The following is a 12755-nucleotide window of genomic DNA, read 5'->3' on the forward strand; positions in this document are numbered from 1 at the left end:
CGGTTCTCAGGCTTAAGCATTGTTGGTATTAGGGAGCCAATATTCACATAGGCAGTTTTGGAAGCTCACTTAATTTCATAGCAGAAATAGCCGCATTTCCGGGCTGTCAAACAGACAAATTTTCTAAGAATTAAAAAAATCCATCTTAATACCTTAATACTTACTAACCCTTAATATCTTCTTCTTGTCCAGATAACTTTTGAATAACTCATCCTTTACCAAAACAATTCTTATTGAGAATTTTCTGCCACTCTAAAACTGTATATTAGTTTATTGAAACTCGATTAAAAATAGCACTGTAAAATCTTTATCATTTTATTTTGATTTGGCTAATTTCTTAAAGAGTTATCTTCTTAAAGAGTTATCTTCTTAAAGAGTTATCTACAGCTTATATAGAAACCTAAATCAGTGGCGAGATGAAGAGCTTTGCGGAAAGGAGTTTTGCGGAGACTCTCTCTCACAAAGTAAATCTCACAAAGCAAATAGGACTACTAGAAAAAAGTTGTAGATAGCTATCATAACTTCTGCACTGCTTTATGTCTAAACTGGTGAACCTTATACAAGGTTATAGCAGGTCCTTGATTTTGACTTCTTGGAAATTTTAAGAAGGAAATTAGTAACATTTTGTGCTTTATTTTTACGTCTTACTTTCCAACCTTGGTAAAGAGTTTATTGCATAAAACCAAATTAAAAAAATACCTGTGTCGATTTATTCAAATTGCTTAGTTGGGAACCAGGGGTAACAACTAAGCAAAACTTTATGACCATGGGAAAGGTATTCCCAAAGCCGCATAAATCTTAACAGGAGTGGCCCAGTAGCGTTAATTAAAGTGGCGCTACTTTAAGCTGATCTCAAAGCACTTTAAAAAGAGTTTTGAACAACCTGGAGATGTCGAATTGGCGGTTGAAGTCGCCACTAAGCAAACATAACCTGATATAGCATATTGTGAAAATGTTCGATCCTCCTGAAGTCCCTATTGGCAAACTCAATCTTTCTAGTGGTCTGTCAAGACTGTTTTGAGGGGTTAAAAACCCTTCAAAACACCCTGGAAATGGATTTTGTAGATTTGAAGGGTAGCTCAAATCTATCCTGAGAGACTACTCGTCGCAGTTTAAGAAACAGTAGCGTTCATGCACGCGAAGCGGGCGCCGAAGGTTTATTTTGTATCACAATTATCATTTGTGCCGATTCCAAACCGCGCGATCAATCAGGTGTTTTCACTGAAAATTAATACGTACGGGTTGCTTGATGAAGAAAAAATGATACGGTTTATACAGAAAAAATCAGGAGTTTAGCACCCAGTGAACTAGGGTACGGACGCCGTAACCTGTAGCTCCAGCATTGTTGTACCCGTTTTCCTTGTCCGCCCAAACTGGACCAGCGATGTCGAGATGTGCCCAGGCTGTTTCTTTGACAAACTGTTTTAGAAATAAGGCTGCTGTGATTGAGCCTCCAGAACGGGGTCCCGTATTTTTCATATCGGCGACAAGGGACTTCATACCCTCAAAATATTTCTCTTCCATTGGCATGCGCCACAGTTTTTCCCCTGCCAGTTCTGCTGCCTGAAGGAGTTGGTTGGCGATCGCATCGTCCGTACTCCAAAGCCCAGCAATGTCATCGCCTAAAGCAATAACGCAGGCCCCTGTCAGGGTGGCAAGGTCAACAATAGCATCGACACCCAGCTTTTCAGCAAAAACGAGGGCATCTGCCAGGGTGAGGCGGCCTTCGGCATCGGTATTGTTGATTTCGATAGTTTTGCCGTTGGATGCTGTGAGGATATCACCAGGATGCATGGCGTGACCACTGATCATGTTTTCGGTGGCGGCGGTAATGAAGTGAACTTCGACATCAGGCTTGAGTTGGGCGATTGCCTTTGCAGCACCTAATGCTGCTCCGGCTCCCCCCATATCAGTCTTCATCATTTCAATGCCACTGCCTGCCCCTTTGATATTGAGCCCCCCTGAGTCAAAGGTCAGCCCTTTGCCGATGATGGCAAGTTTTCGTCGGGGGATGCCATCGGGCTTGTAGGTCAAATGGATAAATTTGGGTGGTAGGTCTGAGGCTTGGGCAACCCCCAGGAACGCTCCCATTCCCAATTTCTCGCAGTCTTCCCGTTCCAGAACTTCTAACCCAAGACCAAATTCACGGGCAATGGTTTCTGCGGTTTCTGCCAGGGTAATGGGGGTGACGATATTAGCTGGGGCTGCAACCAGTTCCCGTGCCAGGATGACGCCTGAGCATACCTGGCGAGCCCGCGCGATCGCAGCGTCCTGCCCTCCAAAGCCTAACAGGCTGACTTGCTCGATTTGAGGTCCTTTGTCCTCGGGCTCTGATTTGAAGCGATTGTCCTGATAGAGCGCTAATTCAATCCCTTCGGCGATCGCCTGAGCAGTCGTAGCGGGTTCGCCATTCCACAAAGGGAGGGAAACGCCCAGAGTTTTGCATCTTTCCTTTTTAGCTGCTTTTGCTAATGCTCCGGCGGCTCTGCGAATCCCATCCAGTTTCAAACTCTCTTGCTTACCTAACCCAACCAGAATGATTTTGCGAATCGGGCTCCCACTGCCAACCCGGGATGAGGCAGTGTTGCCCTCTTTCCCTTTGAATTCTGCCTCAGCGATCAGTTCTGCCAGCGTACCGAACAACTTCTCGTCTAAAGCTGCCAGGTCGCCTGTCAGTTCTACGGCATCTTCAAATAGACCAATTGCCAAACCATCCCCTGACCATTGCAAAATTGGGGTGTTCGTGACTCGCAACTCCATTGGGGTTTCCTCATTTTCTACTTAATTTCCAGTATTGCTTAAACTGAGCCCTGGAGTACAAAAGCGATAGCAAGCTCATCTATTATCTCAACTTGGAGAAAGCGGAGTGGGTGAAACCCCTTGCCTGCGGGTGCAGCCCCACTCCCCCTTATTTCAATTAATTACGGCTACCGGACTTGAAAATAGAACCCCTGATTTCCTTGACTCCCTTTTTTATTCGTGGCGCTGTACGCAGTTCGTGTGGCTACTCAGAAGCAAAAGAGAGACAAATGCGCTATTGCTGTCGCCGGTAATGGGTGGTTATAAAGTGATGCCATTGTCCGTCATTCTTCAACACATGGGAGGTGATGATTCGGTGATTGTCGCTCTTGAATTCGATCACATCCCTGTATTTTGCCAGCTTCTCATCGCCTGTCATTGCAGGTCCGTCGGAGTTGAGGGTCAGTACTGTTTCGCCTGCATCCAGTTCGCCATCGTACAACCAGAGATAAGTCATCATTGATCCAATCCAGGTACCCACATATCGCTGCTTCTGTGGGTCATAGCCGAGGGTCATCATTGTTGTTACTGTGCCGCAACCAGGCATCTCACCCTGTCCCTCTGCCAAGATCCAGAGTCCACCGAGTGAGCGCACAGTCTCAGTTCCCGTTGATTTTTCGACAGGTTGGTCGGATCCCATGATTACCTCAGTTTCATACGTCCACTCACCGACGAGTTTTTGTAGCCACTGATGTTCTTTTTGCGGTTCAGAATGCATCGTTGAGTCTTGTTGTGTTTGCGTTGTTTCCATTGTTTTATCTCTTTTGTGATGGATTGCGGAATGCGATCGCAGTAGAGTCGGCTTACAGGTGCCGGGTCTCGCTTGGCGAAGACTGAAAGTTATCGTGACGCCCATCTACATAAGTGATTGGTGCACTGACCAGTTCATCAATATCGACATCATCGAGGCAGGTAACGTGAATGGCATAGAACTTCTCACCTTCCGATGTCTCCCCCCACCCAAACGATCGCACCCCACAATGTTTACAGAACAGATGGTGAATGGTTTGTGTGTTAAACCTGTACTCCGTCAGGTCAGCCTCGCCCGAAAGTAGCCGAAATGCATCTGGGTTAATGGTGGTGAGCCAGGTTCTTGTCTTAGTGCAGATCGAGCAATTGCACTTAAAAGTGCCTTGACTCAGATCAATATCTGCTTCATAGCGGACTACACTACAGTGACAACTTCCATTGTAAGTCTTCTTCATGGGTGAATTCTCAACGATATTAAGTTTGAGTTCTGTGAAATATCAAATAGCGTGATGTCAGATAGTTTTCCTATCCAGATGAGTTGAGTCCGTTCTGCAAACAGATCGATGAGTTTGACAGGACCATTCGATCCTCAAAGGTGTATTCCTTCTTAAGTTTAACCATTGCTAGTCTGCGTTGCTCGGCATTGATGCGATCGCGATGTTTTGTCAACTCTTCTTCGTGTTCAAGGAGTGTTTTACGGGCAGTGAGCCACTCGTCTTTTTCAGCAATTTTTGGATGTGCAATTTCGTTCTGAATCATTGTGGATCTCCTTTGATTAGTTAACCGTGCTGGTTTCCATGTATAGCAGTTCTCAAATGTGGCCGTCTAAATCTTGACTAGCAGTGCAAAGTTGGGGCTAGAGTTGAAAGCGATTAAAAGACTCAAGCCACTTGCTCACAATTGACCATCCACGGTGTACCGAATTGATCGATCAACATGCCAAAGCGGACAGACCAGAAGGTTTGAGAGATCGGCATTTTTACCTTGCCGTTTTCTGCCAGAGCGTGAAAAATCCGTTCTGCCTCGGCTGGTTCAGGAACGCTAATCTGCACGTAGAAGCCTTGAGGAGCTTCAAAATATCCCGGTGGGCTGTCAGATCCCATCAGGAGGCGATCGCCCAGCTCAAGACAGGCATGCATGATTTTGTCATGCCATTCAGCAGGCACATGCTCTACCGAAGGTGCCTCTTTGTGAGTCATCATCATGGTGATCTTGCCACCGAGGCACTGTTCGTAGAACTTGAACGCCACCTCACAATTACCGTTGAACATGAGATAAGGGTTGATTTTCATGGTGTACTCCTTTGGTTGGTCGGGGGCGGGTTTATGTTGATTGCTTTAGGGTATGCAACTGGTCTACTCAACCCGCCTGTACAATGCTTTTAAGGACTCAGCGTGAGGACCGCTTGAGAGGTTTCTGGATTAAACGGCACCGAGATGTGTTCGTGTAAGATCTGCCAAAAGATTCGTTGTATTTCATCATAGCTTCAACCGCTTTGGCATCTGGCATCGTTCCTGGAGCTGCACTCTCGTAGCCTTTGGGAATCATCAGTAACATAAATCGCATCGCTGTATCTCCGTATTAGTTTGTGGAGTAAGGCACTGCTGAATCTGGGGATGAAAAAGGTGCTGGATACTTGAAACTTCGTTTCAATTCATCCCACTTTTCAGCAACGCCGTGGAGTAAAGGTTTTGGGCAATTGGATTGGGACAATTGACAAAATCAGGCAAACTGAAACGAGCAGAGACTAAATCTCTGGCAAGCCTGTAACTTCAATCACAGGTCGAACTTCGACAGTGCCAACTTGCGCACCCGGAATTTGAGCGGCGATCGCGATCGCTTCATCGAGATCCTGAGCATCAATCAGGAAAAAACCACCCAATTGTTCGCGGGTTTCAGCAAAGGGGCCATCCGTTACCAGCGATTTGCCGTCGCGCACCCGAACACTGGTTGCCGTTGTAACGGAGTGAAGGGGAGCCGTTGCCAGATATTTTCCTTTTGCGCTGAGTTCCTGAGCAAGTTGTGCAGATTCCACATAACAATGCTCCCGCTCCGTTTCGCTCAGAGCGTTTTCTTCCATGTAAATCAACAGCATGTATTTCATTCGGTGGCCTCCATGTCTTTGCCTTTGCAAGTGAGTCGAAGGACGCTGACTCAAATCGACATCCCGCCAAAATTTTTTTCATTCGGTACGATCGAGATTTACCTCCTTGGGCTCCTTTTGTCATTAAGTCGAACGGCCACTGCTCAAATCGACACCTCGCCAAAAATTTTTTTATGTCTTTTTATGTCCATCTATGGCTCCAATCACAAAATCAGATGTTGCTCAGGCGATTGCTACCACGTACCGGGCTGAATGGGGGCGGATTGTCGCCATTCTGATTCAACTAGTGGGAGATTTCGACATTGCTGAAGAAGCTGTGCAAGAAGCGTTTGCGGCGGCTGTGAATCAGTAGCAAACCAGTGGTATTCCAGATCTGCCTCGCGCCTGGATTATCCGAACTGCCAAATACAAGGCCATTGATCGCTTCCGACGGCGGACACGACTCACCGAAAAACTGGAGTGGTACGCCACATCCGGGTTAATTCCATCGAGCGAGGAGCCAACCTACGACAGTGATGAAATTCCAGACGATCGCCTGCGCCTGATCTTTACCTGCTGCCACCCAGCACTGGCGATCGAGACTCAGGTCGCTTTGACGTCGCGAATGTTGGGCGGACTGGAAACCGATGAAATTGCCCGCGCTTTTCTTGTGCCCACCGCAACTATGGCACAACGGCTGGTGCGAGCCAAGCGCAAGATTCGAGATGCCGGAATTCCCTACAGGGTACCCGACACAACCGAACTCCCTCTCCGAATAGAGGCAGTGTTAACGGTGATTTATCTCATTTTTAATGAAGGGTATGCGGCAACCAAAGGCGAAACAATGGTGAGGGCTGACCTCTGCACTGAAGCGATTCGTCTGGGGCAATTGCTACGGCAATTGATGGCACCCCAACCGCCCTCGGAAGTCACGGCATTGGTGGCATTGATGTTGCTGCACGACTCACGGCGGAGTGCCCGTCTAGATGAAGCTGGCGATCTGATTCTGCTGGAAGATCAGGATCGGAGTCGTTGGAATCATCAACAAATCGCCGAGGCATTGCCACTGGTGGAAGAGGCGTTGCGTAGCGGAACGGGTTCCTTTGCATTGCAGGCGGCGATCGCAGCCCTCCACTGTCAGGCAGCGCGCGCCGAGGAAACTGACTGGGCACAGATCCTGCGGCTTTATGATGTGCTGGAACGTTTACAACCTTCACCGATCGTGTCGCTCAATCGGGCAGTGGCGATCGCAATGGCAGACAGTCTTCAAGCAGCACTTGAACTTATTGATGGACTGGCTACTGCTCTTGACAGCTATCATCTGTTCCATGCGACCCGTGCCGATCTTTTGCAGCGTGTTGGGGCATTCCAGAAAGCGACCCAGAGCTATAAACGGGCGCTGGAACTGGTGACAAACAACAGTGAGCGGCGCTTTCTGGAGCGTCGACTACGCGAAGTTCAATCCTGACATTCACTGGAGGTAATATAGCATCTGTACTGGGATTTGGAATGTTCTGCTGCTGCTTGAGCAATGACATGTAACCAGTACGCTTGTCCTAAGGTATTCTTTCCCGTAAGCTTTAAAGAGTCCTGGTGCTATAGCTGCCAGGTTGCTTAAGATATTGGGTTTAAGGGGGGTGAGGCAGGTGTTACTGAGAAGCAGTGCTAAAATTTCAAACCGGGTTCTATCTGATTTGCAACCAAAGATGTAAACCTTTTAAAGATATGGTAGTGCCATTAGGTAAAGGATAGAGAAAAGTCAGCCCTTTGCTCTCGTTGCAATTTCTCCTGAATCTTCTGATTGTAGGGATGGATGAAGTTCCAAATCGCACCAATGTGATTTTCCCGTTTCTTTGAGAACGACAAACTCCGTCGCGCTAACTGCGAGTGCGCTGATGCAACGTGTTATAGCGGTAGTCATTGTGGTTAGGACGGGGTGCAGGGGTGGAACCCCTGGCTGGGGGCGAAGCCCCCACTCCCTCTCTAATCCCAATGTCCTAATGCACCCGCATAGAGCTATACAGGATGGACGTGCTTGGGTAGGCTATCGGCAAAGGTGGCAGTAATTTTTGAGAGGTGGCGATAATCCAGTAAGGCTCGAATCACAGCATACCGCTTCGCCAGGAGCACAGTTCCTTCTGGCTAGTTGAATTCACCGGGACTCCAGCCGCTTTCAATGCTGCAAGCACCTGTTGCGGAGAGTTGGGGTTGATTGCATCTATCATCTCTGGCAGCAAGGACATTTGAGCATTTCCAGCAACCTAAAGTTCCCTAACCTGATAAAGTACCGCATCCCGATCGCTTTCCAGTTTTGCCCCCAATGTTTGCCAGCGGGAAAGAGCCAGCAACATCCCATTCATCAGCTCCATCTGAGCCACCGCAGGCATACAGTGAAATTCCAGTTGGGTAATTTTGAGGAGGTGCGATCGCGCCAGTTTCTTGTATGGGATTGGGTACAGATCCAGTAAAATCGAGGCATCCAAGGCTGCGTACTGTAACTGTTTTTTTAGTAGTGGTCTATTCCAGTTACTGACCTGCTGCGCTTTGCCCAACTCAATATTTAGCAATTTATGAGCAAGTGTCTGTAACGAAAGTCCTGTTTTTAGCCCCGCTGTCAGCACCCGGTAAGCAATTCGGGTATCAAAGAATGGTTCTTTGGGTTGAAGCCCTGCTTGAGTCAGAAATTGCTAATCGAACTTACCGTTGTGGAAAATCTTGAGAACTGAACTAGAAAGAATTTGTTGAATGAAAAACGAATCAATTTTTGAAATTTTGAACAAATCAAGTATAATAACGGATTCCTTGGAAGCTGCAAGTTGAATGAGGCGGATTTGGTTAGTATGAGGATCAAGCCCCGTTGTTTCGTAATCAATCCCCAAAACAGATGCGTTCTGAAGACGAAGAAGTTGATCTTGCAACGTTGGACTATCAGAAATTAGATTCCACGAAATATCAACATAAGCGTCACTGCCTGATTGATCTGGTGAAATAGCCATAGGTGTTGGTGGTGAAAGTGCCCTTTAGAGGGGCGCTAGCACCACCGACCTACCTCACCGCATCTCAATTACGTTTTCGGTTTCGCTTGATTTTGATTCGCTATCCATTTTTGGGCGAGAGAACCTCCAATCATACCAACCAAAAATAACACTGGATTCCAAATTCCTAAAACCAGTGCTGCGATCGCTGGCCCTGGACAATAGCCCGCGATCCCCCAGCCGATACCAAAGATTGCTGCACCCACGACCAGGGGGAAGTCAAGCTCTCGTTTAGTGGGAATATAAAATTTATCGGCAAACAATGGATGCTGTCGCTTGAGTACAAAGCGAAATGCAACTACCGTAACGCCAACTGCGCCTCCCAAAACAAACAGTAACGTTGGATCCCACACACCTGCTACATCGAGAAATCCAAGAACGCGATCGCGATCGATCATTTGCGATAGTCCCAGCCCAAAGCCAAACAGAATACCCGAAATGAGTGCCGTAAGATGATTTTTCATGGGTTTAGAGTGATCCGTTGATTTTTGCGATTACATCCACTAAGAAAATCCATGTCTGATCACAAAAACTGTGAGCATTCCAGTCATTAAAAACGTGAGGACGGCCACCAGCGATCGCCCCGACAAGCGCCCTAGACCGCATACTCCATGACCGCTCGTGCAGCCGTTTCCCATGCGGGTTCCCCAGCCGACCAACAGTCCACCCGCAAGCATTGAGATCGGTGCGAACGTTGAACGAGGTGTGGGTTGCACAGCAAAGCCATACTCATACAGCGCAGCGCCCAACAACAACCCAACGATAAAACTCCAACGCCAAGTTTCCGCTTTGGTGAAGGTGATTGCCCCATTCACCATGCCGCTAATGCCAGCAATTCGACCACTCAGCAATAGCAAAACCGTCGCGCTGAGACCAATCAACCCGCCACCTAATAATGCCGTCAGTCCATTAAACGGTGCCATCCTTGCTCCCTCCTTCAATAGTGCAGATTTTACTACCGTGTGGTAATATAATGATAAATAATGGATTTACCAAGTTTGCAGAATGCCTCCCATGCCTACAAAGTCAGTGAAGCAGCCTGTTGCGGTTTCGGAGAAAGCGCCAAAAATAAGTGTGCCAAAAGCAGGGAATGAGTGCGGCATTTCCAAACTCACTCCTGAAGCATTAGGCCTGATGGCAGAGTTCTTCAAAGTTTTATCAGAAGTGAGTCGGCTTCAGATTGTGTGTACCCTAAAAATGGGTGCTAAGAATGTGACGGAAATTATCGAAGAAACAGGATTGGGACAGGCAAATGTTTCCAAGCATCTGAAGATACTGACTCAAGCTGGGGTAGTTGCCCGGGAACAGCGCGGGGTTTGCGTTTACTATCGCATTGTCAATCCATTTTTGTTTCAACTGTGCGATTTGGTTTGTGATGTGTTGACAATGCAAGTTGAACAGCAAAGCCAACAGCTACAGCAATTGTCGCAATTAAGACAGAACCGCTAACATTTGCTGAGCTCTTCAAATGCAATTCCGACAACTTGAGCAAGACAAACCGTTTGACAGACAACTTGTCTTGTTTTTGCATCCAAGGCAATAATTTCTAGCGCTTGGTTGCCGTAGTCGGACAGAATCTTGGCATCCGAACCAGTGTAGTAGACGCGATCGCCAACTTTAAAACTCAAGCGGCTATCCGAGCATTGAGGAGATAGGCAGTTACCACCCACGGTGCGATCGCGTTTAGCGGCGGAGCAATTTGTTGATGGGTTTAAGAATATCCGCTTCAAATCCTTCACCCTTCAGCATCCGGTTCCAGTACAACCAAGGCAAAACATGGACTTTTGCCAAATACATCGAGTAGCGTTCTTTGGTGGGATCGAGCGGGAACGAGGGAGCCAGTTTTCCCCCATAGACAAACTCGGCCATAATCGTCGAGTTATAACCGGTGATGAGGGGGCAGCAGGTGTAGCCATCGTATTCTGCGGCGATCGGCCGTGCTTGCATCAAAGACAGCAAGTTCTGGACGACGATCGGTGCTTCTTTGCGAATCGCTGCTGCCGTTTTAGAGGTGGGTAGAGAAGAAGCATCCCCCAAAGAAAATACATTGGCATAGCGGGTGTGTTGCAGCGTTGCTTTATCAACATCTACCCAGCCGCCAGCCCCAGCCAACGGACTTTGCTTGATAAAATCAGGGGCACTCATGGGGGGAGCCACATGGATCATGTCGTAGCGAATGCTGACTTCCTCAACGCCACTATCCGTGGTGACATCGAAGATTGCTTCTTGCGTGTCTGCCTTGATTTCCTTGAGATTGTGCTTGAATTTGGTGATAATACCGCGTCTTGCGACCACCTTATCTAGAGAGGCAGAATATTCCGGTACGGCAAACATTGATGCCCCAGCGGTGCAAAACATCACAGTCGTGTTGACTCCTACGCCGCTCTTGCGCTTAAAGATATCGTCGGCCATGTACATCACTTTTTGGGGCGCACCGCCACATTTAATGGGTGTAGCAGGATAGGTGAAGAGGGCATTGCCACCTTTGAAGGCTTGGATGGTTTCCCAGGTGTAGGGGGCATAGTCTTTGGAGTAGTTACTGGTGACTCCGCCTCGACCCAGCGCTTCTTTTAAGCCTTTGATCAGATGCCAATCAATTTGAATGCCGGGACAGAGTACCAGGTAATCATACTCAATGGCTTGTCCTGCTTCGGTAATAACCATGTTTCGGTCAGGATCAAGTTTCGCCACACGCGCTTGAATCCAGGTTGCCCCTTTGGGAATCACATCCTTTTCATCCCGAATAAATTTGTTAATAGGGGCAACGCCGCCGCCCACCAGCGTCCAGCCCGGTTGGTAGTAGTGTTTGTCAGACGGTTCGATAATGGCAATATCTAGGGCGTGGTTGCGCTTCAGCAGTTGGGCTGCAACTGTAATTCCGGCTGCCCCGCCCCCCACAATCACGATTTGGTGGTGCTTCACCGGAGGGGCGATCGCCTCAGGATCTGAGAGATTTTGACTAATCTGTTCAGCAGGTTGCGTCAATTGAGTTTGCTGTGCAGTCGGTGACACGGTAGTTCCTCAAATGAAGTGAAAGGGATGGAAACTGAGTCGATAACATGAGATATTAACTATGTGTACCATACCACCATGTAGTAATATGGTTGTGCTTTCTAAAGAAAACTTTAAATCCAGCCGAGCAGCTTGACGTAACATAATTTATAAACCATATTACCATATGGTAATCTGATAGATATGAGCTACCCAAGTTAACGCTATAGGGCAATCTCGTTCATGGTGACTGGCTATCTCGCGTTTTTCTCAATCTTGGTTGTTGTCGCCATTCTGTTTGTAGCAGGCGACACCTAAAACACAACCTTTCCCGTACAACACTGTCTCACGAGGTAAAGAACGATGCTATTTCGACAATTGTTTGATCAAGACACCTGGACTTATACCTATTTGATTGCCGACCCCACAAACAAGGAAGCCGCTTTGGTGGACTCAGTGATTGAGCAGGTTGAGCGTGATTATAAGCTGATTAATGAGTTGGAATTGACTTTGAAATACTGCTTGGAAACCCACGTCCATGCTGACCATATCACAGGTGCTGGAAAACTTCGGGAGTTGACGGGCTGTGAAACTATTGTGCCGGAGAAAGCTCAGGTTGCCTGTGCTGATCGCCATATCCAGCATGGAGAAGTCTTAAACGTCGGCGACATTGAAATTCAAGCGATCTCCACTCCGGGACATACCGATAGCCATATGGCGTACCTAGTAAACGGCGATCGAGTTTTAACGGGCGATGCACTGTTTGTTCGCGGCTGCGGACGAACTGATTTTCAGAGCGGTGATGCGGGTACGCTGTACGACTCTGTAACAGAGAACCTGTTTACGCTGCCAGATGGCACGCTGGTATACCCTGCCCATGACTATCGCGGTCACAGTGTCTCCACGATCGCTGAAGAGAAACAGTGGAATCCTCGCTTCAAAGGGCGAACTCGCGATCAGTTCATCGAGTTTATGAATGGGCTACACCTTCCTGATCCGAAAAAGATTATGGAAGCGGTTCCTGCTAATGAGCAGTGTGGCAATGCTCTTGTGACTAACTACGTGGTTTAGTTTAGCAGAACAGGAGAGCAGCTTAA

General features: G+C 47.7%; 15 protein-coding genes and 1 pseudogene. 4 read left to right on the top strand and 12 right to left on the bottom strand.

The window, feature by feature from the left end; all coding sequences use genetic code 11:
- Window positions 1–1284: 1284 nt before the first annotated feature.
- The 6 genes from P4D80_RS09400 to P4D80_RS09425 form a co-directional block, all read right to left on the bottom strand.
- Window positions 1285–2760 (bottom strand): leucyl aminopeptidase, encoded by a 1476-nt coding sequence (locus P4D80_RS09400; protein WP_421658874.1) that lies wholly within the window; start codon window positions 2758–2760, stop codon window positions 1285–1287.
- Window positions 2761–3034: 274 nt separating this feature from the next.
- The gene (locus P4D80_RS09405) at window positions 3035–3517 is read right to left on the bottom strand and encodes a DUF1579 domain-containing protein (protein ID WP_421658876.1); all 483 of its coding nucleotides are present in this window, start codon (window positions 3515–3517) and stop codon (window positions 3035–3037) included.
- An 85-nt stretch (window positions 3518–3602) separates the two neighbouring features.
- Entirely contained in the window at window positions 3603–4004 is a 402-nt protein-coding gene (locus P4D80_RS09410; RefSeq protein ID WP_421658878.1) for a GFA family protein, read from the bottom strand.
- Window positions 4005–4074: 70 nt separating this feature from the next.
- Complete coding sequence (locus tag P4D80_RS09415) at window positions 4075–4308, bottom strand: DUF899 family protein (RefSeq protein WP_421658880.1); 234 nt, start codon at window positions 4306–4308, stop codon at window positions 4075–4077.
- 122 nt (window positions 4309–4430) lie between these two features.
- Window positions 4431–4841, bottom strand: a complete 411-nt coding sequence (locus P4D80_RS09420) for a VOC family protein (RefSeq protein WP_421658882.1) — start codon at window positions 4839–4841, stop codon at window positions 4431–4433.
- A gap of 455 nt (window positions 4842–5296) precedes the next feature.
- Window positions 5297–5653: a YciI family protein gene (locus P4D80_RS09425; protein WP_421658884.1), complete on the bottom strand. Its 357-nt coding sequence runs from the start codon at window positions 5651–5653 to the stop codon at window positions 5297–5299.
- Window positions 5654–5846: 193 nt separating this feature from the next.
- Here P4D80_RS09425 and P4D80_RS09430 point away from each other — a divergent pair, with 193 nt between their 5' ends.
- Both P4D80_RS09430 and P4D80_RS09435 read left to right on the top strand, forming a co-directional pair.
- A complete protein-coding gene (locus P4D80_RS09430; protein WP_421658885.1) occupies window positions 5847–6005 on the top strand; it encodes a hypothetical protein in 159 nt (52 codons plus the stop codon).
- Between the two features lie 240 nt (window positions 6006–6245).
- Complete coding sequence (locus P4D80_RS09435) at window positions 6246–7100, top strand: RNA polymerase sigma factor (protein WP_421658886.1); 855 nt, start codon at window positions 6246–6248, stop codon at window positions 7098–7100.
- A gap of 634 nt (window positions 7101–7734) precedes the next feature.
- Here P4D80_RS09435 and P4D80_RS09440 read toward each other — a convergent pair.
- From P4D80_RS09440 to P4D80_RS09455, 4 genes and pseudogenes are all read right to left on the bottom strand, one after another.
- Entirely contained in the window at window positions 7735–7875 is a 141-nt protein-coding gene (locus P4D80_RS09440; RefSeq protein WP_421658887.1) for a hypothetical protein, read from the bottom strand.
- 18 nt (window positions 7876–7893) lie between these two features.
- Window positions 7894–8628: pseudogene (locus P4D80_RS09445) on the bottom strand (ribonuclease H-like domain-containing protein).
- A gap of 68 nt (window positions 8629–8696) precedes the next feature.
- A complete protein-coding gene (locus P4D80_RS09450) occupies window positions 8697–9131 on the bottom strand; it encodes a DUF6691 family protein (RefSeq protein ID WP_421658888.1) in 435 nt (144 codons plus the stop codon).
- Between the two features lie 39 nt (window positions 9132–9170).
- Entirely contained in the window at window positions 9171–9590 is a 420-nt protein-coding gene (locus tag P4D80_RS09455; protein WP_421658890.1) for a YeeE/YedE family protein, read from the bottom strand.
- Window positions 9591–9681: 91 nt separating this feature from the next.
- Here P4D80_RS09455 and P4D80_RS09460 point away from each other — a divergent pair, with 91 nt between their 5' ends.
- Window positions 9682–10116 carry an ArsR/SmtB family transcription factor gene (locus P4D80_RS09460; RefSeq protein ID WP_421658891.1) on the top strand — a complete coding sequence of 145 codons (435 nt, stop codon included), beginning with the start codon at window positions 9682–9684 and terminating at the stop codon, window positions 10114–10116.
- Here the strand turns inward: P4D80_RS09460 and P4D80_RS09465 are convergent.
- Window positions 10113–10295, bottom strand: coding sequence for a hypothetical protein (locus tag P4D80_RS09465; protein ID WP_421658892.1), 183 nt, complete (start codon window positions 10293–10295; stop codon window positions 10113–10115). The genes P4D80_RS09460 and P4D80_RS09465 overlap by 4 nt on opposite strands.
- A 55-nt stretch (window positions 10296–10350) precedes the next feature.
- Window positions 10351–11679, bottom strand: coding sequence for an FAD/NAD(P)-binding oxidoreductase (locus P4D80_RS09470; RefSeq protein ID WP_421658893.1), 1329 nt, complete (start codon window positions 11677–11679; stop codon window positions 10351–10353).
- 342 nt (window positions 11680–12021) lie between these two features.
- On the opposite strand from P4D80_RS09470, the gene P4D80_RS09475 reads away from it, so the two are divergent.
- On the top strand, window positions 12022–12729 hold the full coding sequence (locus P4D80_RS09475; protein WP_421658894.1) for an MBL fold metallo-hydrolase: 708 nt from the start codon (window positions 12022–12024) through the stop codon (window positions 12727–12729).
- Window positions 12730–12755 lie beyond the last annotated feature (26 nt).

The organism is Leptothermofonsia sp. ETS-13 (genome assembly GCF_049200465.1).
GTDB lineage: Bacteria > Cyanobacteriota > Cyanobacteriia > Leptolyngbyales > Leptolyngbyaceae > Leptothermofonsia.

Excerpts from the sequence above, each read along its gene's own strand:
- P4D80_RS09400 (WP_421658874.1), bottom strand. The coding sequence starts at position 2,760 with ATGGAGTTGCGAGTCACGAACACCCCAATTTTGCAATGGTCAGGGGAT.
- P4D80_RS09405 (WP_421658876.1), bottom strand. The coding sequence starts at position 3,517 with ATGCATTCTGAACCGCAAAAAGAACATCAGTGGCTACAAAAACTCGTC.
- P4D80_RS09410 (WP_421658878.1), bottom strand. The coding sequence starts at position 4,004 with ATGAAGAAGACTTACAATGGAAGTTGTCACTGTAGTGTAGTCCGCTAT.
- P4D80_RS09415 (WP_421658880.1), bottom strand. The coding sequence starts at position 4,308 with ATGATTCAGAACGAAATTGCACATCCAAAAATTGCTGAAAAAGACGAG.
- P4D80_RS09420 (WP_421658882.1), bottom strand. The coding sequence starts at position 4,841 with ATGAAAATCAACCCTTATCTCATGTTCAACGGTAATTGTGAGGTGGCG.
- P4D80_RS09425 (WP_421658884.1), bottom strand. The coding sequence starts at position 5,653 with ATGAAATACATGCTGTTGATTTACATGGAAGAAAACGCTCTGAGCGAA.
- P4D80_RS09430 (WP_421658885.1), top strand. The coding sequence starts at position 5,847 with ATGGCTCCAATCACAAAATCAGATGTTGCTCAGGCGATTGCTACCACG.
- P4D80_RS09440 (WP_421658887.1), bottom strand. The coding sequence starts at position 7,875 with ATGTCCTTGCTGCCAGAGATGATAGATGCAATCAACCCCAACTCTCCG.
- P4D80_RS09450 (WP_421658888.1), bottom strand. The coding sequence starts at position 9,131 with ATGAAAAATCATCTTACGGCACTCATTTCGGGTATTCTGTTTGGCTTT.
- P4D80_RS09455 (WP_421658890.1), bottom strand. The coding sequence starts at position 9,590 with ATGGCACCGTTTAATGGACTGACGGCATTATTAGGTGGCGGGTTGATT.
- P4D80_RS09460 (WP_421658891.1), top strand. The coding sequence starts at position 9,682 with ATGCCTACAAAGTCAGTGAAGCAGCCTGTTGCGGTTTCGGAGAAAGCG.
- P4D80_RS09475 (WP_421658894.1), top strand. The coding sequence starts at position 12,022 with ATGCTATTTCGACAATTGTTTGATCAAGACACCTGGACTTATACCTAT.